Consider the following 21037-nt stretch of genomic DNA (forward strand, 5'->3'; position numbering starts at 1 on the left):
ATAAAAAAGGCCGCTAGAAAAACAAGCGACCCTACTTTATAGATAATTTCTTTTAACAATGGAACATTAATCTTGTTCTTGTTTTTTCAAAGCAGCACCGAGAATATCACCAAGAGAAGCGCCTGAGTCTGTAGAACCGTACTGTGCAACGGCTTCTTTTTCTTCTGCTATTTCTAAAGCTTTGATAGACACTGAAAGTTTACGTGTTTTCTTATCAAATGCGGTGATGCGGGCATCAACTCTTTGACCAATAGAAAAACGTTCAGGACGCTGTTCATCACGATCACGAGCGAGATCAGCACGGCGAATGGTTGTTTCAAGGTTATGGTCAATTAATTTGACATCAATATCATTGTCATTAACGGCGATCACTTCACATGTTACAACAGCCCCTTTGCGAAGTTCACCTGCTGCTGCTGCTTCTCCAACTTTATCACTAGAAAGTTGCTTAATTCCAAGAGAGATACGTTCTTTTTCAACATCAACATCAAGGACCACAGCTTTAACGATATCACCTTTATTGTAAGTATCAATGACTTGTTCACCAGGGCGATTCCAGTCAAGATCAGAGAGATGAACCATGCCATCAACATCACCTTCAAGACCAATGAAGAGACCAAATTCTGTCTTATTTTTAACCTCTCCTTCGATTTGTGAATTGACAGGAAATTTGTTAGCAAAAGCAACCCATGGATTTTCAAATGTCTGCTTTAAGCCAAGAGAAATACGCCGTTTAGAAGGATCAATTTCAAGTACAACCACTTCTACTTCTTGTGATGTAGACAGAATTTTTCCAGGATGAACATTTTTCTTTGTCCAACTCATTTCAGAGACATGGATCAATCCTTCGATTCCTGGCTCTATTTCAACGAAACCACCATAATCAGTAATGTTGGTAACAGCACCGGTGATTTTTTTACCCACAGGATATCTGGCACTGATGCTTTCCCAAGGATCACTTTCAAGCTGCTTCATGCCAAGAGAGATACGGTGTGTATCTTGATTTATGCGAATAATCTGGACTTTAATTGTTTGCCCAATGGTGAGAACTTCTGATGGATGATTAACGCGTCGCCAAGCCATATCTGTGACGTGTAAGAGCCCATCAATTCCACCAAGATCAACGAAGGCACCGTAATCAGTAATATTTTTAACCACACCTTCAACAATTTGGTTTTCTTCAAGATTTTGTACAATTTCTGAACGTTGTTCAGCACGACTTTCTTCTAAGACAGTGCGGCGTGAAACAACAATATTACCACGACGACGATCCATTTTTAAAATTTCAAAGGATTGTGAATTGTGCATAAGAGGTGAAACATCACGGATGGGGCGAATATCAACTTGGCTACGGGGTAAAAAAGCAACGGCACCATCAAGGTCGACTGTAAAGCCGCCTTTTACTTGGCTAAAGATAACCCCATCAACGCGTACACCAGCATTAAATTTTTCTTCCAAACGAATCCAGCTTTCTTCACGCCGTGCTTTTTCACGCGATAGAACAGCTTCACCCATCGCATTTTCAATGCGTTCAATGTAAACTTCAACTTCATCGCCAACTTGTAAGGAACCGTCTTTTCCTTTAGCTCCAAATTCTTTGAGTGGAATACGTCCTTCGACTTTAAGTCCAGCATCAATAATGGCCATGTCTTTCTCGATTGCAATAATGCGACCTTTAACAACGGATCCTTCATTAAGATCATTGGTTTGAAAGGATTCCATAAGAAGGGCTTCGAAATCCGCTGTTGTGGGATTGTATTGTGACATAAGAACTCCTGATACATACCTTGAATTTAAAGGTATAAGCGCTAGGTTAGTGTTAACATGGGGCAAGTTCCTGCCTTTTTCCTTGAATACAGAAAAAAATTAGCGCTCGGCCGGAAATCACCTTTACAACTTCATCCAATTATACGCTCTTTTATGATAGGATCAATAAAAGTGCATGCAATTGCAAATGTTGCTTCTATACTCAATTCTGACGTATCAAGCAAGTGGGCGTTTTTTGCTGGTCGCAGTGGGCTTTGTTTGCGGGTTATGTCACGTCTATCGCGCTGTTCAAGATCGCCAAGGATTTTGTGATAATCTGCCTGGTCTCTTTTTTCTACCATCTCCTGATAGCGGCGTTTTGCACGTGTTTGAACATTGGCTAAAACATAAAACTTAATATCGGCATCGGGGCAAACAACAGTACCAATATCACGTCCATCAAGTACACTACCAGGTAAAATTTTAGCAAAACCACGTTGTTTTTTGACAAGGATTTCACGTACAGCGGGGTTAAGTGCTATTTTTGAGGCAGCCTCACCAAGTTCATGAGAAGAAAGAAGGACTGGATTTAAAGTGTTAAAATCAAGCTCTTTGGCACAAGCAAGAGCACTTTTTTCATCATTGAGAGGCAATTTTTGTTGTAAAAGTGCGTAGGCAACACCACGATAAGTAAGCCCGGTATCGAGATGGTGAAGATGATAATGCGTAGCAATTTTGCGTGCTAATGTTCCTTTTCCTGAAGCTGCTGGACCATCAATTGCGATCACAAAAGGTTTCAAGCGATTTTCCCCCCAAGTTGTTTTATGAAAGAAATAAATTCTGGAAAACTAGTAGCGATCATTCTTTGATCATCAATGGTAACAGGCTTTTCTGACGCGAGTCCAAAAACCAGAAAGCACATAGCAATTCGATGATCAAGATATGTGGTAACGTTTCCACCACCCAATCCTTTTCCGGAGCTTTTTCCATGAACAATGAGAAAGTCTTCCCCTTCTTCACATTCTACATGATTTATTTTGAGTCCTTTTGCGATTGCAGAGAGTCGATCTGATTCTTTAACGCGTAATTCCTCAATTCCGAGCATCATCGTTTTGCCTTCAGCAAAGGCTGCTGCTACCGCTAAAGCGGGATATTCATCAATCATTGATGGGGCTCGTTTTTTGGGCACAACAACGCCTTTTAGCGTTGAGGATTGAACACGCAGATCGGCAACATCCTCTCCACCTGTTTGGCGTTGGTTCAAAAGTTCAATTTGAGCACCCATTTCCCATAATGTTTCGATAAGTCCTATTCGAGAAGGGTTTATAAGAACATTTTCAATGGTGATATCAGAGTCCTCTACAAGAAGGCCAGCGATCAGTGGAAAAGCCGCAGAAGAGGGGTCTCCTGGGATATCAAGAATTTGTCCGGTAAGATGTGGTTGGCCATTGAGGTGAATAAAACGTGTGCCTTCTATATCTGTTTCTATTTCAAGTGCAGCACCAAATGCTTTTAACATCTTTTCCGTGTGATCTCGTGTTGGAATTGGTTCAATAACGGTTGTGGTACCAGCTGTATTAAGACCAGCAAGCAGGATTGCAGATTTAACTTGGGCAGAAGCCATGGGAATACGATAGCAAATTGGGTTAGCCATTTTGGGACCATGAAGCGTTAAAGGAAGAAGGTCACCACGAGTTGCTGTAACGTCAACACCCATTGATCGTAATGGATCGAGAATACGTCCCATAGGACGTTTGGAAAGAGAGGCATCACCGATAAAGGTTGTTTTCATATGATAAGGGCCAACCATTCCCATAACGAGGCGAACACCTGTTCCAGCATTACCAAAATTGAGAGGGTTTTGTGGCGCTAAAAGGCAACCATTTCCAGTCCCTCGTATAATCCAGCGATCATTTTTCTTTTTCATACAGGCGCCCAAAGCTTGTATAGCAGCCGCTGTCTTTAAAACGTCATCACTCTCAAGTAGTCCGTGAATATGTGTTTCACCAGTTGCGAGTCCTCCCAATATAAGAGATCGGTGAGAAATTGATTTATCTCCTGGTATTTTAATTTTTCCAGAAAGACGGGTAGATTTGTAAGCGGTTATAGGTATTGCTTTTTGCATAGAAATTCTATTTAATTTTATCTAAATTTTACGAAATTAATCCCCTCCTTAGCACATGCTTTGAGAGGCGTCATGAGGAAATCTATGGAGAATGATGTATTTATCTTTTGACAAAGACATTATTTTTTGATTAAGCACCATGAAATTTATTTTTTAATGGAATGATAGTTAAGCAAAAGAGGCACGGTTTATGGCAAAACAGGATCTTGGAACTAAGCGTGTTGATCCAGAAACGGGAAAGAAGTTTTATGATCTTAATCGCGACCCTATTGTATCGCCTTATACAGGGATTTCTTATCCACGTTCTTATTTTGAGGTTGCAGCAGCTGAAGCAAATAGTGAAGAAGATGTTGATACTGAAGAGCTTGATACAGCACTTGAGAAATCTGCCTTTATGCTTCTTGAAGAGGATGGTGACGATTCTAAAGATGATGATCTTCCTGATTTGGAGGATGGTGATGTTGATCTTGGTGATGACGATGATGCCTTTTTGTCCCATGATGAGGACGATGAGGATGATGATGTTGCCGATATTCTCGGAGGCGGTGTTTCTAACGACGATGATTCTTGAAAGTTAAGAGAAGCGTAAAGTTATTCTTTTCATTGAATGCAAATTTTTCTTGATCTTCGATTTTTATCGTTCTAGAAAATTTCAGTCAGGTTGTTTACCTTTCTTTTAAAAGGGCAACTATATGGGGCTATAGCTCAGCTGGGAGAGCGCTTGCATGGCATGCAAGAGGTCAGCGGTTCGATCCCGCTTAGCTCCACCAAACAGACCAAAGTTTTTTTCAATAAGCTATCAATATTTATAAAAAGAATTTATCTGCTGTGAAGGGTGCATTTTTATCTATAGCATTTTCAATGATTGCATATTGCATAATGTGCCTATTTCCAAGAGTTCGCTATACGCCTTTTCTTTGATAATACTCAGGAAATTTATTGCTATGAAAGCGCAAGAGCAGATGAGTGATATTTTGTAGTTTGCGCAAATATCTTTACACGGAAAATGAAAGTCTGTTCTCATATTATTTCTTAAATCAAAAGCTTTAGCGATCATTTTTGCAGAAAATGTTATTTGGATGACCAACAATAGCTGTAGCTTTCAATTTTGTGATTTAATTGTCTCAATAACGGGCTTTTTTTATTTTTCGCAGGCGACCTCTTGTTTTTAAGGGGAGATTGCAGCAAAACAAAGAAAATGGAATTATTTGAGGGGAAAAAATAATGCCTTCTTACCGTTCAAGAATATCGACTCATGGACGCAATATGGCAGGGGCTCGCGGTCTTTGGCGTGCGACAGGGATGAAAGAGACTGATTTCGGCAAACCTATCATTGCTATTGCCAATTCTTTTACACAATTTGTACCAGGACATGTCCATTTAAAAGATCTTGGACAGTTGGTAGCACAACAGATAGCAATTGCTGGCGGTGTTGCGAAAGAGTTTAATACTATTGCTGTAGATGATGGAATTGCGATGGGGCATGATGGAATGCTCTATTCTTTGCCATCACGTGAAATTATTGCTGATTCTGTTGAATATATGGTCAACGCCCATTGTGCTGATGCACTTGTCTGTATTTCCAATTGTGACAAAATAACGCCAGGTATGTTAATGGCTGCTTTACGCTTGAATATTCCAACAATCTTTGTTTCAGGCGGTCCTATGGAAGCAGGTAAAATTAAATGGAAAGGTCAAAATCTTACTGTTGATTTGGTTGATGCCATGGTTGCTGCGGCTTCAGAGCATAATTCAGAAGAAGAAATTGTGGAAATGGAGCGTGCTGCTTGTCCCACATGTGGTTCTTGTTCAGGAATGTTTACGGCTAATTCTATGAATTGTTTAACCGAAGCATTAGGGCTTTCTCTTCCTGGCAACGGGTCAATATTAGCAACGCATAGAGATCGCCAAATGCTTTTTGAAGAAGCAGGAAGACAGATTGTTACATTGGTCAAACGTTATTATGAACAAGGAGATGAGACAGTTTTACCGCGTTCGATCGCCTCACGCAAGGCTTTTGAAAATGCCATGGCTGTCGATATTGCTATGGGAGGATCCACCAATACTGTTTTACATCTTTTAGCGGCTGCGCAAGAAGGTGAAGTAGATTTTACCATGACGGATATTGATCGGCTTTCACGTCGTATTCCTGTTTTGTGTAAGGTTGCTCCTTCTGTTGCAAATGTGCATATGGAAGATGTCCACCGCGCGGGTGGAATTATGGCTCTTTTAGGAGAATTGGATGCTGCCGGACTCATTGATACCTCTACTTATACGGTTCATGCAAAAACGATGAGGGAAGCTCTTTGCCACTGGGATATAAAACAGACACATGAATCAACGGTTCATGAATTTTATCGTGCAGCGCCAGGGGGGATTCCAACGCAAACAGCGTTTAGTCAATTTTGTCGCTATGAAACCCTTGATCTTGATCGTGAAAAAGGTGTGATTCGTGATAGAGAACATGCCTATTCGCAAGATGGAGGATTAGCGGTTCTTTATGGGAATATTGCCAGAGATGGTTGTATTGTAAAAACAGCGGGTGTTGATCAATCAATTTTAACTTTTAAAGGTTCAGCAAGAATTTTTGAAAGCCAAGATTCAGCAGTTTCAGCAATCTTAAATAATAAAATTCAATCAGGCGATATTGTTTTAATTCGCTATGAAGGTCCCCGTGGTGGACCTGGAATGCAAGAAATGCTCTATCCAACAAGTTATCTCAAATCCAAAGGATTAGGCAAGGACTGTGCACTTATAACGGATGGACGTTTTTCAGGAGGAACTTCAGGACTCTCAATAGGTCATATCTCACCAGAGGCTGCAGAGGGAGGAGAAATTGCTTTGGTAGAAGAGGGAGATATCATAGAAATTGATATTCCTAATCGTACCATTCATATGTTGGTCGATGACGCTGAGATAAAGCATCGTCGTGCTAAAATGGAAGCAAAAGGAAAAGCAGCTTGGCAACCGGTTGAGGAGCGTGAGCGTAAAGTCTCAAAGGCTCTCAAAGCTTATGCAGCGATGACAACTTCTGCTGCTAAGGGTGCGGTTCGTAGCATATGATTGTATGAAAAACCTTATTTATGGAAAATGAATAGAATTGTAAGTCTTTTTCGTAAGATGACAATACATTGATTTATAATGATGAATTATCATTTTTCAACTTGGATCACAACTCCGAATATCGTGAGATTTTCTCATCACAAATCCTCTCATATTGAATCGATTAAGATCACTTGCTTGCACGTCATAAGCGGGCTGGCGTGTGGGTAAAACTGGACAAGAAAGGAGTAAAAATGCCTCTTATGAATGCTCTCAAAGGCAAGGGTTATCGCAATATTGGGAGTTGGCAACTATAATGATGGTGCTGGCTTGCTTCTTTACAAGCATAAAGATGGTGGTGCTAATAGCTTTATCGTTATACCCTTCATGGTAGGTTCCGTGAAATTGGCTTTTGTGCTTTAAGAAATGTTTCTTTAAAATAAGCCCGTGAATGTGCAACTGGGTGGCGTTCTGTTTTACATGAAGGTCGTGACTTCATGAAAAAACGAGAGAAACAAAAGCGTGAAGCAATGCGCAATCTCCATTATTTAAAGGACATTGCTTGTGATACTTTTGAAAGTCGGAAAGCAGAGTTTCAAACTGATTATTTTACATGCTCTGGAAGAATATTTAAAATCAGAGCGCATCAGAATGACAAGTATCACGCTGACGAATATGGGTGCTACAAATTGCATTTTTGTATAAAAACAATTAGCTTTAAGAAATGTTATGCATTTGCTTTCTTGGTCTCTACTTTTTACTGCTTTTAAAGAGACATTGTGTGAAAGCAATGATAAGATAGTGAAGAGTCGATATGCGTTAGAATGATCAAGGAAGAATGCTTTTTTTAATTTTCTATAAAGGGCTTAGTTTTTTTCCAGTTGTTTGAGGCGGTAAATTTCTTCTAAAGCTTGTTTAGGGGAAAGTTCATCAGGGTGAATATTTGCTAAAGCTTTATGAAGTATGCAATGGTCTTGTGTTTTTTCATTGACAGGAGATACTGCTTTAAGGGAAAAAAGCGGTAAATCATCAATGAGTTTATGTCCTTTCCCAGCCATTTCACCTTGTTCTAATTGGTGGAGAACATCTGTAGCACGGGCAATAACCGCTGGCGGAAGCCCAGCAAGTTTTGCAACTTGTACGCCGTAGGATCGGTCTGCAGCTCCTGGTGTGACTTCATGAAGAAAAACCACATCACCATCCCAATTTTTAACTTTCATTGTTACATTATGAAGGCGGTTAAGCTTTTCTGTCAGTGCTGTCATTTCATGAAAATGGGTAGCAAGAATAGCACGACAGCAATTAACTTCATGCAGATATTCCACAGCTGCCCACGCAATGGAAAGTCCATCAAAGGTTGATGTTCCTCGTCCAATTTCATCAAGAATAACAAGGGATTTGTGACTAGCGTGGTTAAGAATTGTTGCTGTTTCCACCATTTCCATCATGAAGGTTGAGCGCCCTCTTGCAAGGTCATCGGAAGCACCAACACGACTAAAGAGGCGATCAACGACGCCAATATGTGCGCAAGTTGCTGGAACAAAGGATCCCATTTGCGCCATAATAGCAATAAGTGCATTTTGCCGTAAAAAAGTGGATTTTCCTCCCATATTGGGACCGGTCAAAAGCCAGATTGCTGCATATTGATGATTTTCTTGTACAGAAAGATCACAATTATTGGCAACAAAGGGTTCTGCTGCCTGTTTTCGGAGTGCTTGCTCTACGACAGGATGGCGACCAGCAGTGATATGAAAGGTAAGAGAATGATCAATTTTAGGACGACAATATCCTTGTTCTTCAGCCAGATGTGCTAATGCGACGGATACATCCAAGACAGCAAGTGCTTCGGCTGCTTTACGAATGAAATCAACCTGCTCAGTAATTTCATGCACAAGGGTTTCAAAGATTTCTAGTTCAAGTGTCAGTGCGTGGTTAGCAGCATGGGCAATACGGCTTTCAAGGTCAGCAAGCTCTGTTGTGGTAAAGCGCATAGCATTTGCCATTGTTTGCCGATGAATAAAACGTGCTTTGGCTTGAGGGTTATTTGTGAGTGCGGATGCTTGCACATTTGTGACTTCAATGAAGTAGCCTAGAATATTATTATGCTTGATTTTAAGAGTCTTAATATCTGTTTCTTGGGCATATTGTGTTTGAAGTTCCAAAATAACACGGCGCGATTCATCACGTAGAGCACGCATTTCATCAAGCTCTTTATGATATTGAGGGCGAATAAAACCACCATCACGTTTAAGCAGAGGAAGATCATCCGCTAATGCTCGTTCTAAATGATCATGTAAAGCAGTAGGCAAATGTGAGAAAACCTGTTGTACGTCACTGATTTCTTGAGGAAGCAATTGATTATTAAAAAGCTGGTGAATTTCACGAATAATTTCAAAACCACGCTGGATTGTAGCTATATCACGGGGACCACCTCGTCCAAGCACCAAACGTGACACTGCACGGGGCATGTCTGGCCCCCCTTTTAAAATGAGCTTTATAGCTTCTGCAAGCGAGGTGTTTCGTAAAAAAAAGGCAACCGAATCGAGACGATGATCAATAGCTGAGGGTGTGGTGAGAGGCGCAATAAGGCGATCGACAAGAAGACGTGATCCCCCTCCTGTTACAGTACGATCAATAGCTTTTAATAAGCTTCCATCACGTTGTCCTGAAGTGGTTCGGACAAGCTCAAGACTAAGTCTGGTTGCAGCATCAATGAAAAGGGTAGCACTTTCATTTTGACGTTCAGGACGCATAAGAGGAGGGCGATGCGTGACTTGTGTTTTTTCGATGTAACGAATGGCAGCAGCGATTGCAGAAAGTTCAGGGCGAGAATAATCGGCAACACCTTCAAGGGTTGAAAGTTTAAAATAACCGCAAATATCGCGTTCAGCAGTGACTGTGTCAAAGAGATTAGCAGGTTGAGGCAAAACAATGCGATTGAGAACATGAAAAAGTGATTTATGGGATTTATCATGAAAGAAAGAGTCAGCGACAATAATTTCTTGAGGATCTACGCGCATAATATCTGCCAGAAGTTTTTCATGACGGCTTTCTGTTACACGAAATATGCCTGTTGAGATATCAATCCAAGAAAGGGCAAAATCCTCTCCGTCGCTGGTTTTGATGCGAGCAAGTGTCATCAGATAATTTGCACGCGTTGGATCAAGAAGCTTTTCTTCGGTAAGAGTTCCAGGTGTGACAAGGCGAACGACATTGCGTCGAACAACTGATTTTGATCCACGCCTTTTAGCTTCTGCAGGATCTTCTGTTTGTTCACAAACAGCAACGCGGTAACCACAAGCAATGAGTTTTTGCAAATAGTCATCAGCAGCATGAACGGGAACCCCACACATAGGAATATCTTCACCCAAATGTTTGCCACGTGTTGTAAGTGTGATTCCTAAAGCTTGGGCAGCTTCAACTGCATCATTAAAAAACAATTCATAGAAATCACCCATACGGTAAAAGAGAAGGGAATCATTATTGACTGCTTTGATTTCTATATATTGCTCCATCATAGGAGTGAGGCGTTGTTGATGAGGAGCAGATGAGAGGGCAGGCTGAGGAATTAAATTATTTTTATAGTTGTTTTTTTTATCCATGTTTACGCGCCTGTTTCCTTCAAGTGAGGTTTTAATGCCCTTTTTTGTTTACTTCAGTAATACTTATCTTCATTATCTCTAAAAATTGAAACGTGTAATCAGGTTGGTTAAAGCAAGCATAGCGATTTCTCATGTATGAATCAAATTTTAAAATTGGGTAATTACACGTATCATAGAGCATAATTGACACTGTTTTGGAGAGAATTGAGTGAAATGAAAAAGCAAAATCAGAAACTACCTCAAATGATTTATGGTGTTAGTGAGCAAGAAGCTCTTGATTTTCATAGTTGTGGTCGGCCTGGAAAGCTTGAAATTATTGCAACAAAGTCTATGGCAACACAGCATGATTTAGCACTTGCCTATTCACCAGGTGTTGCTGTTCCAGTTAAAGCAATTGCTCAAAATCCAGCATTGGCTTATGATTATACGACAAAAGGAAATCTTGTGGCTGTTATATCAAATGGAACAGCTATTTTAGGATTGGGCAATTTAGGTGCGCTTGCATCTAAGCCTGTAATGGAAGGCAAAGCAGTGCTTTTTAAGCGCTTTGCGGATATTGATTCCATTGATTTGGAAATTGATACAGACGATCCAGAAAATTTTATCAATTTAGTACGTCATTTGGAACCGTCTTTTGGCGGTATCAATCTTGAAGACATTAAAGCACCAGAGTGTTTTATGATTGAGAGTCGCTTACGCGAAATCATGAATATTCCTGTTTTTCATGATGATCAACATGGTACAGCAATTATTGTTGCCGCTGGCGTACTGAATGCTCTGTATTTAACAGGGCGTGATATGCAAAATACTAAGTTAGTCTGTAATGGTGCTGGCTCTGCTGGAATTGCTTGTATTGAATTGATTAAAGCAATGGGGTTTCGACCTGAAAATGTTATACTCTGTGATACGAAGGGCGTGGTCTATGAAGGGCGCAAAGAGGGAATGAATAAGTGGAAAGCTGCCCATGCTCTTCGAACCGATAAACGCACGCTTGCCGAAGCAATGGAAGGTGCGGATATGTTTTTTGGGGTTTCTGCTAAAGGCGCAATTACCCCTGAGATGGTCAAATCAATGGCACCACAGCCAATCATTTTTGCCATGGCCAATCCCGACCCAGAAATTACACCAGAAGAGGTTATGCAAGTGCGTAATGATGCCATTATGGCAACAGGTCGTTCGGATTATCCAAACCAAATTAACAATGTTCTTTGTTTTCCTTATATCTTTCGTGGTGCGCTTGATGTACGTGCGACGGTTATCAATGAGGACATGAAAATTGCTGCTGCAAAAGCTTTAGCGCAGTTGGCCCATGAAGAGGTTCCTGACAGTGTGGCAGAAGCTTATCGCGGCAAGCGATTGAAATTTGGACCCAATTATATCATTCCTGTTCCTTTTGATCCACGTTTGTTTACGGTTGTTTCAAAAGCGGTGGCAAAAGCGGCAATGGAGAGTGGTGTTGCGCGAAAGCATATTGATGATTTAGAGGCTTATGAACGTGATTTGAGTGCAAGACGTGATCCCATTTCCTCTGTGATGCGTGGAGTTTATAATCATATTCGCCAAGCGCCAAAACAGATTGTCTTTGCAGAAGGTGAAGAAGAGCAAGTCATCCGAGCTGCTGTTTCCTATGTTCATCAAAAACTAGGACAAGCAATTTTGATTGGTCATGAAGAACAAGTAAGAGAAACTGCTGCTGTTGCTGGTATTGATCTTGAGCGAGAAGGTATTTCACTGATGAATGCTAAGCTTTCCTGTCGTACGGATGCTTATGCGAATTACCTTTATAAAAAGATGCAGCGTCAAGGCTGGCTATTGCGTGATTGTCACCATCGTATCAATAATGATCGCAATTATTTTGCTGCTTGTATGGTGGCATTAGGGGATGCTGATGCAATGGTTACAGGGGTAACACGCAATTACGAAACAGCATTAATCGATATACGTCGTGTGATTAATGAAAAACCAAAAGAACGGCTGATTGGTATCTCAATGGCTATTTGCCGTGGGCGAACTGTGTTTATTGCAGATACAGCTGTTTACGAGGATCCTAGCGCCGAAGAACTTGCTGATATAGCGGAACAAACAGCTTCTTTTGTCCATGGATTTGGATATCAACCAAGGGTAGCTTTTTTAGCATTTTCTACTTTTGGTTATATGAAGGGACAAGTTACACAAAATATCCAAAATGCTGTTCGTATTTTGCATGAACGCGGGGTTGACTTTGAATTTGATGGAGAAATGAGTGCAGATGTAGCGCTCAATTTGAAATTGATGCAGCAATATCCCTTTATGGGATTAACAGAACCAGCTAACATTTTAATAATGCCTGGCTATCATAGCTCTTCTATTGCGAGTAAAATGTTGCAAGAGCTTGGTGAAGCAACCATTATTGGACCTATTCTGATTGGATTGGAAAAATCTGTCCAAATTGTACCGTTTAGTGGAAATGATACGGATGTTGTCAATATCGCAATGCTAGCAGCGTATCATGCAAAAAAGTTGTAAAAAAAAGGCCCTGATATTTCAGGGCCTTTTTGACAATAAAAAATAAATTTTTAAGATGGTTGTACCTGACTCTGATTGTCATTTTGTTCTTCAGCGAGACGTTTTTGAAACAATGCTGCAAAATCAATTGGATCAATCCAAAGAGGTGGAAATCCCCCATTTTGGGTGGCATCAGATATAATTTGCCGCGCAAATGGAAACAAAAGACGAGGACATTCAATAAAAACAAGAGGCATAACATGCTCTTGTGGAATGTTTTTAATATGAAAAACACCACCGTAAATGAGTTCTACATGAAACAGTGTTTCCGCGTCATCATTGGCTTTTACGGAGAGGGATAAAATAACATCATAATTATCATCACCAATTGGGTTTGCGTTGACATTAATATTGATATCTATTTGTGGTGCTTTTTCACGCGAACGCAGTGAATGAGGAGCACTTGGGTTTTCGAATGAGAAATCTTTTAAATATTGCGTTAATACAGCAAAAACTGGCTCTCCACCACTGTTGTTCATTTCACCTTCAGCCATAGTATAAACCTTTTCATTTATGATAATATATATTTTTCTATTTTAGAACCGCAGATTAAGCTGGTTATCACGCCTTGCAAAAGGTTGCAAGAAACGCTCCTCTTGTCTTGATTATTTTTTAATTTGGATACAGATTGTTGGGAATTTCAATGATTATCATCATTTTTACGCCATAAGGATTCTGTAGTATTATAAACTTCGTAGTCTTCTGCTTTAAGATCAATGGTTTTTTCAGCAGCATTTTGAGTATTGGTTTTATTTTTAGTACGGGTGTTTATTTTATTTCTAGATAATGAAAAGAAATGCCAGATAAGAGAACGAATTGGCTTAATAAGGAGTAATATTCCCAAAATATCGCTTACAAATCCAGGGAGAATGAGCAAAATAGCGCTCACAATGACGAAGGTATCATTGATAATAGTGTTTTCTAGTCTACGTCCTTGAATAAGTTCACTTTGTATATTTTTTAAAAGGCTAATTCCTTGAACTCGCAATAAAATACCTCCAACTATTGTTGTGAGAACAACCAAACTCAAAGTTGCTAGAATTCCAATTTCTTTTCCAACAAAAATAAAACCAGCGATTTCAATTAAAAGAGCGCTAAGGAAAATAATGATAAAAAAGCGAGGATTTATAGGGTAAGACTTTATCACATGAAAACTCCCTTCTGAATAGTTTAGGATAGAAGATTATACGAGTCATTCTTTTAAACATACATGAAGAAAGGTTATAAAAATACATGAGAGGTTATAAAAATATTTGAATAGTAGATTCCTCATTTTACATATTTATTGATAAATGATATTGACTGCAATGTTTATACAGATCATCTTAGGTTTGGAGATTGACAGCACCCATGGAATTTGACGTTATACTTGTCGTAGCTCTTGTTATTATGGTTATCGTTTTTGTGCAACTGCGTAATGTATTAGGAAAACGAATTGGTTTTGAAAAACCTCCCTTTGATCCTTATTCGCATCGTTCTAAAAAACAAATTGAGGCAGAAACGACAGATAATATTGTTTCGTTCCCTCATCAGGAAAATTCGCAAAAGAATGATTTTAGCGAGATTGATACGATTTCACCAGAAGGAACTATACTGAATGAAGGTTTGCGAGCGCTTCGCAAAATTGATTCTCATTTTTCTCCTCAATTTTTTATAAAAGGTGCACGGGTTGCTTATGAAATGATTGTTACAGCTTTTGCTAGAGGTGATCGAGATCAACTTAAAAGATTGCTTTCTCAAAATGTTTTTGAAAGCTTTTGTGCTGCTATTGAGAAACGTGAAAACAATAATGAAAGAGTTCAGTTTACTTTCGTTGGAATTAATAAGATAGAGTTCGTTTCAGCAGCAATACAAGACAAGGACGAATTTATAACTGTGCGGATTATCAGTGAGATGATTTCTGTAACCTATAATGGGCAAGGAGAGCGTATAGATGGTGATCCTGATGCTATCGTAGAAATTAGAGATGTTTGGACTTTTGTTCGCAACAGCCTATCATCAGATCCAAATTGGAAACTTTTTGCAACAGAAGATGAAAATTAAGATTTTTTATCCCATAAGATCATAATAAATAAGCTTTATAAGAGATTGAAGATTGAAATGTCTACGGAGGAATGGAGACGCAAAAAGGAATTCTTGACTCCACAAGATCGTCTTTTATGGGAGAGGGTGTGTCGTACAATAAGACCGCTTCATGATAAAGTCTATTCTTCTCTTACAAAAGATGCAGCAAGTATTGATAACGCAAAACAGCGCCTAGCGCCAATGTTTTCATTATCTCAAGAAAATACACAGAAACAAACAGTAGTTAAAACAGAAAAGGAAACGCTTGCACGAGCGCATAAAATCCATTTTTTTGATCGTGCTGCATATCGCAAGATTGCCAAAGGTCATTATCCTATAGAGGCGCGTCTTGATCTTCATGGTTTTATGCAGGAAGAAGCTTATTTTTTCTTAAAAAAATTTCTACAATCATCTCAGCAGAATGGATTGCGTTATGTGCTTGTGATCACAGGAAAAGGACGATCGCCTGGGAGTGATGCTGCTTTGTATAAGTTTGTTCCTCATTGGTTATCAACACCAACTTTTCGATATTATGTGCATGCCTTTGAGCAGGCGGCTCGCCAACATGGTGGTGGAGGTGCGCTTTATATCTGGTTGCGCCGTTTTGCACTAGGCAAAGGGCATGATATCATTTGAGTTATTGTAGGTTCAATCTTTCTTTTGTTCGTTATGGTATTTTACAAGTTATATGTTTGGCAGAAATATGGGAGCACAAACTTTAATCATGAGGTTTGTGCTATTGTGTCTGATTTTTATAAAGAGCAATTCTGTTTATCTGTTTAAGCCAATCTGTAAGGAAATAACCACCATCAGTTCAAAAATATTCGTGGCATAACGAGTCTGTAGAAAGAATATCCAAAGCTCTACAAAATTTTTAAAAGATTCTCATTCTCTTCAAGAATGAAATATTTGTTTGTTATCTTTATTTTTGATGCTTTGGGCTAGCATAGCAGCATATTGAGATTGGTAGATGCTATAGACAGTTTTTTATAAAAGAGCATAAAATATTTTATCGTCACTTTTTATTTAAGACATATACAATAATGAAGTTTTACTGCCCTTATTCTTATGTTTCTCAACGAACAAAGTAGAACCATCATTATATTTATAATCTCCATTCTATACTTCATATATTCAAACGATTCATAAGGATTATTTTCCTCATTTTTATTTCCTCAGTATTTTTTATGATTCATAATAAGAGGATTTGAATAAGAAAATACCATTATATTGAGCAAGTTTATTGAATCTGAAAAAGATTATTTATCATTAATAATCAATATGTTGATAATTTAAAAAGGAAGAGTTCTTCAGTGTAAAAAACTAACTTATGATATGCAAATATGAAGGAGAGCTGTATTCAAAAAGAACAAAGCATATTTGAAACTATAAGTTATTTTTATAAAAGAGCATAGGGAATGCATACACATTGATGTGACAAGATTTAGGATTGTATAGCAGTGAAAGAGAGGTGTGTGTCGAGAACAAGATATACAAAAGATTTGAAAGGTTGATATGGTCTGTCTCTAGGTGCAGTTGTGTAATTAAAGTGGTTTTAGTAACAGTAAGCATTTTCTTGTTTGTAAGAAATATTTATTAGATTTTTTCTTCAGAAAATTCTTGCTGTTTAAAACGATAAGTTGTTGAGCAAAATTCACATGTGACGGAAATATATTGATTTTTAACCATTTCATTTCGTTCATCAGGGGGGAAGCCTTCAAGCATTCCTTTAATTTTTTCACGCGAACAAGAGCATTGGTCTACAAGAAAAAACGGATTAAAAACTCTGACACCGTATTCATGGAAAAGACGGAATAATAGCCGCTTACTGCCGACTTGGGGATCTGTCAATTCTGCACTTTCAATGGTTGCTGTTAGCGTTTTAGCTTCTTGCCATTGGTTTTCAAGTTGTATATCGATTTTCCCTTCTTCTTGTTTTTGACCTAGATTATCTATTTGATGATGAGATGCTGCTTTGGGCAAGAATTGGGTCAAAATCCCTCCTGCTCGCCAGTTTTTCTGTGTTTTTCCTTGTTGGTCTCGATTGACCAATATAGCGACTGCCAAACTGATATCGGTAGGAATTTGTTCTGATTGATCAAAATAAATACGAGCAGCTTCTTGTAAGTTTGTTCCGTCTAATGCAACGATTCCCTGATAGGGCTGTGTATGGGAGCCTTGGTAGATGGTGAAGGCTAAAGTGCCTTTTCCCAAAAGGGTTTTTGAAGATATTTGCTCATTGGCAATTGCTTTTTTTAACTGTTCTTTATCAAAACGCGCATAACCCCGCAGATGAGAGGGAGGAGAGAAATCACATACCAACATATTAACCAGCCCATTGGAATGGGTTTGTAAAATAAATTTTCCCTTGAGTTTTAGGGAAGTCCCAAGTAAAACGGTCACAACTAAAGCTTCTGCGAGAAGGTAAGAAACTGGTTCAGGATATTGATGTCTTGTAAGAATAGAATTTAAAGCGTCACCAAGTTGTACAGCACGCCCACGAATATTCAGTTCTTCTACTTGAAAGGGAATAACAGTATCATCTTCACTCAAGTGAATATTATTGAGAGAAGATTCATCTGTGGATTTTTTGCGCATATTCTTGCCTTTTATATGATCTGTTTTGCAAGATATTGTGAAGAGAAAAATCCATCTTGTAAACACCATGCAAGAACTGCTTTTTGGGTATGAAGACGATTTTCCGCTTCGTCAAAAACAACCGAATGTGCTCCATCTATCACAGCATCAACAACTTCTTCACCACGATGAGCAGGAAGGCAATGCATGAAAAGAGCATTGGGTTTGGCTAATTTCATTAAAGCTTCATTGACTTGATAAGGTTGAAAAATAGAATGATCGCGGGCACGAAACTCTTGTCCCATGGAAAACCATGTATCTGTAATAATACAATCGGCATCTTTAGCAGCCTTTTGAGGATTATGCGTTAATGTAATATGAGCACCTCGTTCACGTGCCCAGTGAACAAATTTTTCTTGTGGTTCGCTGCCTTTTGGAGTGGCAATACGTAAGTGGAAGTTAAAAAGGGCAGCCGCTTCGATCAAGGAATGAAGGACATTATTACCATCTCCCATCCATGCAAATATTTTTTTTGCAATGGGCCCACGATGTTCTTCATAAGTTAGGATATCTGCTAGAATTTGGCAAGGATGTGTGTCATCTGTAAGAGCATTAATGACAGGAATCTGTGCATATTGTGCCAATTCAAGCATTCGGTTATGTGTTGTTGTTCGTAATGTAACAATATCTACAAAACGCGATAAGACCCGTGCTGTATCAGCGATAGTTTCACAATAACCAAGTTGCATCTCTGAACCCGTTAACATGATTGTATCTCCCCCAAGTTGGCGCATGCCGATATCAAATGAAATACGGGTTCGTGTGGATGGTTTTTCAAAAATCATTGCGAGTGTTTTATCAACAAAAGGTTTTGAGCTTTTCCCTGCTTTGAAAGATGCCTTAAGGTTTTTTGCATAATCGATAAGAGCACGTGCTATTTGCGGGGTTAAAATGGATAAATCGGTGAAGTGGCGAAGAGCATTTGTCATGTTTGTCATATTTTCCTTTTTTTATTTTTTTGCGAAAGAGAGGCAATTGCTTTTTCAATACGACGTAAGCTTTCATCGATTTCTTCTTCCGTGATGATAAGAGGGGGCAATAAGCGCACTACGTTATTGTTGGCATAAGTGCATAGAACATATTCATTTTCCAAGGCACTTACGACTACATTTGAGGGGACAACACACTGAATGCCTATCATCAGTCCTACCCCTTGAATTGCAGAGATAATATCAGGATAGATATTGATCATTTTCGAAAGCCCATTTTTAAGCTTATCGCCTATCTTCTCAACATGCTGGAGAAAGTCTTGTTCTAAAATGATATCAAGGACACTATTGCCTACCGCCATTCCAAGAAGATTTCCTCCAAAGGTTGAACCATGGGTCCCTGGTGTCATACTTTTTGCGGCTTTCTCTGTTGCAAGACAAGCTCCCAGCGGAAATCCACCACCTAATCCTTTTGCAAGAGTAAGAATATCAGGTGTGATATCACTCCATTGATAGGCAAAAAGCTTTCCTGTACGTCCAATACCCGTTTGGACCTCATCTAAAATCAATAATAAATTATGATCGTCGCATATTTTGCGCAAAAATTTTAAAGTTTCGTGAGAAACCGTTCGTATTCCTCCTTCACCTTGAATAGGCTCAATAAGAATAGCTGCGGTATTTTTATTGATGGCGTTTCGCAAAGCGCTTTCATCACAAAAAGGAATTTGAATAAATCCACCAGCTTTTGGTCCAAAGCCTTCGAGATATTTTTCGTGCCCAGTAGCAGCAAGCGTTGCAAGTGTGCGTCCGTGAAAGGCACCTTCAAAAGTAATAATTTCAACGCGTGTTGGATGTCCGGATGTATAATGGTAATGACGAGCTGTTTTGAACGCGCATTCTAATGCTTCAGCACCAGAATTACAGAAGAAAACCTTATCAGCAAAACTATTTGCACAAAGCCGTGCAGCAAAAGCTTCTTGTTCAGGTGATTGAAAAAGATTGGAAATATGCCAAAGTTTTTCAGCTTGTCTTTTGAGAGTATCGACCAACCTTGGGTGCGCATATCCTAATGCATTAACAGCAATACCAGATGTCAAGTCAAGATAACGCTCTCCTTTATCAGAAATAAGCCAGACACCACTGCCTTGTTTAAAATGCAAATTACGTCGAGCAAAACACTTATAAAGTGGCTGTAGAGCAGTAGTGCCCATTATTATTTCCTTTTATATTTTAAATTTTGTTATACAATAAACAAAACAATGTGATAAATAAAGCAGTGTTCTACCTTTAGATACAGTATAATCATCACTTCATTATTACACCCATATGATAAATCATTAGCGAGATGGCTAGAAAGTCAATAAAGGTTCTGCAATAAGTATTTTAGGGGAAAGTCTTAAGCAAATACGATAGTTTGGCCTGTACTTGATTTGCAAGTTGGGGAAAACGTTCTAAATAAACTTTTCAAGAGGGAAACACTCTTGTCAGAGAGTCAATGCATATTGTAGTTTAAGTCAGCAAACAAGATTGTGTTGAAGTTTTAAGTTCCATAGGTTGAATGAAATTGTTGTGCTTAGGGTGGAGTAATTTTTTTCATTCAATTCATTGGGGACATTATTCAAATATTTGAAGATGCAAAGGGCTGCATCTCATTGAGGTGATCAGAATTGGAGTGCTGATATGGGTTGGACAGATAAACGCGTTGAACTTCTTAAGAAACTCTGGAGTGAGGGGTTAAGTGCAAGTCAAATTGCCGCCCAGTTAGGTGGGGTCAGCAGGAATGCGGTAATCGGTAAAGTGCATCGATTAAAGTTACCGGGACGTGGTAAAACAGCCCAAGGGAGTGTACGTGCCCAAAAGACACCTGCCAGTAGTCCATCATCTCCGCGTATGCGTCGTACAACATCGACGGTATCGCCAACGATTGCTCCGTCTTGCAGCGTTGGAGCAACGGATGTAAAGATGGAGACTGTAGTCGAGGATATAAAAGAAACCGATGTGCCTGAGAAACCGAATGTCGTTGTGCCTATATCACGCCACCTTAATCTTTTGCAATTGAGTGAGAATACATGTAGGTGGCCCGTTGGAGATCCTTTATCATCAGATTTTCACTTTTGTGGTGCTGATTCCGGTGAAAATAGTCCTTACTGTGCTTTTCATGCTAAAATAGCATTTCAGCCAATCTCTGAAAGACGTCGGATAAGAATATAATATTTGAATGTAAGCGCTATTAACTTCTCTATTGTATCATTACTATCAAAGGTGAGAATTTTGCTGAAAAGGGAAGTTTTTTCTGTTAAGAGATATCTCCAAGTATTATTTTTTGTGTTATTGTATAATGAGGCTCT

Annotated in this window: 15 protein-coding genes, 1 tRNA gene and 1 pseudogene; 8 read left to right on the forward strand and 9 right to left on the reverse strand. The window is 39.1% G+C overall.

The genetic code is table 11. The features are described from left to right. Positions 1-66 precede the first annotated feature (66 nt). From rpsA to aroA, 3 genes are all read right to left on the reverse strand, one after another. Positions 67-1767, reverse strand: a complete 1701-nt coding sequence (gene rpsA, locus PVV68_RS02865) for a 30S ribosomal protein S1 (protein ID WP_273720226.1) — start codon at positions 1765-1767, stop codon at positions 67-69. A gap of 131 nt (positions 1768-1898) precedes the next feature. After that, positions 1899-2546 (reverse strand): (d)CMP kinase, encoded by a 648-nt coding sequence (gene cmk / locus PVV68_RS02870; protein WP_273782649.1) that lies wholly within the window; start codon positions 2544-2546, stop codon positions 1899-1901. Then, positions 2543-3871, reverse strand: a complete 1329-nt coding sequence (aroA, locus tag PVV68_RS02875) for a 3-phosphoshikimate 1-carboxyvinyltransferase (protein WP_273782650.1) — start codon at positions 3869-3871, stop codon at positions 2543-2545. The genes cmk and aroA overlap by 4 nt, the downstream gene beginning before the upstream one ends. Positions 3872-4061: 190 nt before the next feature. On the opposite strand from aroA, the gene PVV68_RS02880 reads away from it, so the two are divergent. The 4 genes and pseudogenes from PVV68_RS02880 to PVV68_RS02895 all read left to right on the forward strand — a co-directional run. Continuing rightward, positions 4062-4442, forward strand: a complete 381-nt coding sequence (locus PVV68_RS02880; protein WP_273720221.1) for a TIGR02300 family protein — start codon at positions 4062-4064, stop codon at positions 4440-4442. Between the two features lie 123 nt (positions 4443-4565). Beyond that, positions 4566-4641 (forward strand) — tRNA-Ala (locus PVV68_RS02885). A 454-nt stretch (positions 4642-5095) separates the two neighbouring features. Next, a complete protein-coding gene (gene ilvD, locus PVV68_RS02890) occupies positions 5096-6934 on the forward strand; it encodes a dihydroxy-acid dehydratase (RefSeq protein WP_273720218.1) in 1839 nt (612 codons plus the stop codon). Between the two features lie 233 nt (positions 6935-7167). Further along, positions 7168-7518: pseudogene (locus PVV68_RS02895) on the forward strand (integrase arm-type DNA-binding domain-containing protein); the annotation flags it as partial. 261 nt (positions 7519-7779) lie between these two features. Here PVV68_RS02895 and mutS read toward each other — a convergent pair. After that, positions 7780-10515, reverse strand: coding sequence for a DNA mismatch repair protein MutS (mutS, locus tag PVV68_RS02900; protein WP_273720217.1), 2736 nt, complete (start codon positions 10513-10515; stop codon positions 7780-7782). A 213-nt stretch (positions 10516-10728) separates the two neighbouring features. Between mutS and PVV68_RS02905 the strand changes: the two genes are divergently transcribed. Further along, positions 10729-13020 carry an NADP-dependent malic enzyme gene (locus tag PVV68_RS02905; protein ID WP_273720214.1) on the forward strand — a complete coding sequence of 764 codons (2292 nt, stop codon included), beginning with the start codon at positions 10729-10731 and terminating at the stop codon, positions 13018-13020. A 50-nt stretch (positions 13021-13070) separates the two neighbouring features. On the opposite strand, the gene secB is transcribed toward PVV68_RS02905, so the two are convergent. Further along, complete coding sequence (secB, locus tag PVV68_RS02910) at positions 13071-13553, reverse strand: protein-export chaperone SecB (protein ID WP_273720212.1); 483 nt, start codon at positions 13551-13553, stop codon at positions 13071-13073. Positions 13554-13699: 146 nt separating this feature from the next. Further along, positions 13700-14206: an FxsA family protein gene (locus PVV68_RS02915; protein WP_273720210.1), complete on the reverse strand. Its 507-nt coding sequence runs from the start codon at positions 14204-14206 to the stop codon at positions 13700-13702. A 203-nt stretch (positions 14207-14409) separates the two neighbouring features. Between PVV68_RS02915 and PVV68_RS02920 the strand changes: the two genes are divergently transcribed. Together PVV68_RS02920 and PVV68_RS02925 are read left to right on the forward strand one after the other, a co-directional pair. Next, complete coding sequence (locus tag PVV68_RS02920; protein ID WP_273720298.1) at positions 14410-15102, forward strand: Tim44/TimA family putative adaptor protein; 693 nt, start codon at positions 14410-14412, stop codon at positions 15100-15102. Between the two features lie 57 nt (positions 15103-15159). Then, positions 15160-15759, forward strand: coding sequence for a Smr/MutS family protein (locus tag PVV68_RS02925; protein WP_273720208.1), 600 nt, complete (start codon positions 15160-15162; stop codon positions 15757-15759). Between the two features lie 960 nt (positions 15760-16719). On the opposite strand, the gene PVV68_RS02930 is transcribed toward PVV68_RS02925, so the two are convergent. From PVV68_RS02930 to PVV68_RS02940, 3 genes are read right to left on the reverse strand one after another with little or no spacing between them, the layout of a single operon-like run. Beyond that, positions 16720-17721 carry an Hsp33 family molecular chaperone gene (locus tag PVV68_RS02930; protein WP_273720206.1) on the reverse strand — a complete coding sequence of 334 codons (1002 nt, stop codon included), beginning with the start codon at positions 17719-17721 and terminating at the stop codon, positions 16720-16722. Between the two features lie 11 nt (positions 17722-17732). Continuing rightward, on the reverse strand, positions 17733-18689 hold the full coding sequence (argF, locus tag PVV68_RS02935; protein ID WP_404978431.1) for an ornithine carbamoyltransferase: 957 nt from the start codon (positions 18687-18689) through the stop codon (positions 17733-17735). A gap of 5 nt (positions 18690-18694) precedes the next feature. After that, on the reverse strand, positions 18695-19900 hold the full coding sequence (locus PVV68_RS02940; protein WP_273720203.1) for an aspartate aminotransferase family protein: 1206 nt from the start codon (positions 19898-19900) through the stop codon (positions 18695-18697). Positions 19901-20369: 469 nt separating this feature from the next. On the opposite strand from PVV68_RS02940, the gene PVV68_RS02945 reads away from it, so the two are divergent. Next, complete coding sequence (locus tag PVV68_RS02945) at positions 20370-20900, forward strand: GcrA family cell cycle regulator (protein WP_273720201.1); 531 nt, start codon at positions 20370-20372, stop codon at positions 20898-20900. Positions 20901-21037 lie beyond the last annotated feature (137 nt).

The sequence above is a fragment of the Bartonella sp. ML69XJBT genome (genome assembly GCF_028618515.1).
Taxonomy (GTDB): domain Bacteria; phylum Pseudomonadota; class Alphaproteobacteria; order Rhizobiales; family Rhizobiaceae; genus Bartonella.

Bases quoted from the DNA above. Each gene is read 5' to 3' on its own strand.
- rpsA (WP_273720226.1), bottom strand. From the start codon at position 1,767: ATGTCACAATACAATCCCACAACAGCGGATTTCGAAGCCCTTCTTATG.
- aroA (WP_273782650.1), bottom strand. From the start codon at position 3,871: ATGCAAAAAGCAATACCTATAACCGCTTACAAATCTACCCGTCTTTCT.
- PVV68_RS02880 (WP_273720221.1), top strand. From the start codon at position 4,062: ATGGCAAAACAGGATCTTGGAACTAAGCGTGTTGATCCAGAAACGGGA.
- ilvD (WP_273720218.1), top strand. From the start codon at position 5,096: ATGCCTTCTTACCGTTCAAGAATATCGACTCATGGACGCAATATGGCA.
- mutS (WP_273720217.1), bottom strand. From the start codon at position 10,515: ATGGATAAAAAAAACAACTATAAAAATAATTTAATTCCTCAGCCTGCC.
- PVV68_RS02905 (WP_273720214.1), top strand. From the start codon at position 10,729: ATGAAAAAGCAAAATCAGAAACTACCTCAAATGATTTATGGTGTTAGT.
- secB (WP_273720212.1), bottom strand. From the start codon at position 13,553: ATGGCTGAAGGTGAAATGAACAACAGTGGTGGAGAGCCAGTTTTTGCT.
- PVV68_RS02920 (WP_273720298.1), top strand. From the start codon at position 14,410: ATGGAATTTGACGTTATACTTGTCGTAGCTCTTGTTATTATGGTTATC.
- PVV68_RS02925 (WP_273720208.1), top strand. From the start codon at position 15,160: ATGTCTACGGAGGAATGGAGACGCAAAAAGGAATTCTTGACTCCACAA.
- PVV68_RS02930 (WP_273720206.1), bottom strand. From the start codon at position 17,721: ATGCGCAAAAAATCCACAGATGAATCTTCTCTCAATAATATTCACTTG.
- argF (WP_404978431.1), bottom strand. From the start codon at position 18,689: ATGACAAATGCTCTTCGCCACTTCACCGATTTATCCATTTTAACCCCG.
- PVV68_RS02940 (WP_273720203.1), bottom strand. From the start codon at position 19,900: ATGGGCACTACTGCTCTACAGCCACTTTATAAGTGTTTTGCTCGACGT.
- PVV68_RS02945 (WP_273720201.1), top strand. From the start codon at position 20,370: ATGGGTTGGACAGATAAACGCGTTGAACTTCTTAAGAAACTCTGGAGT.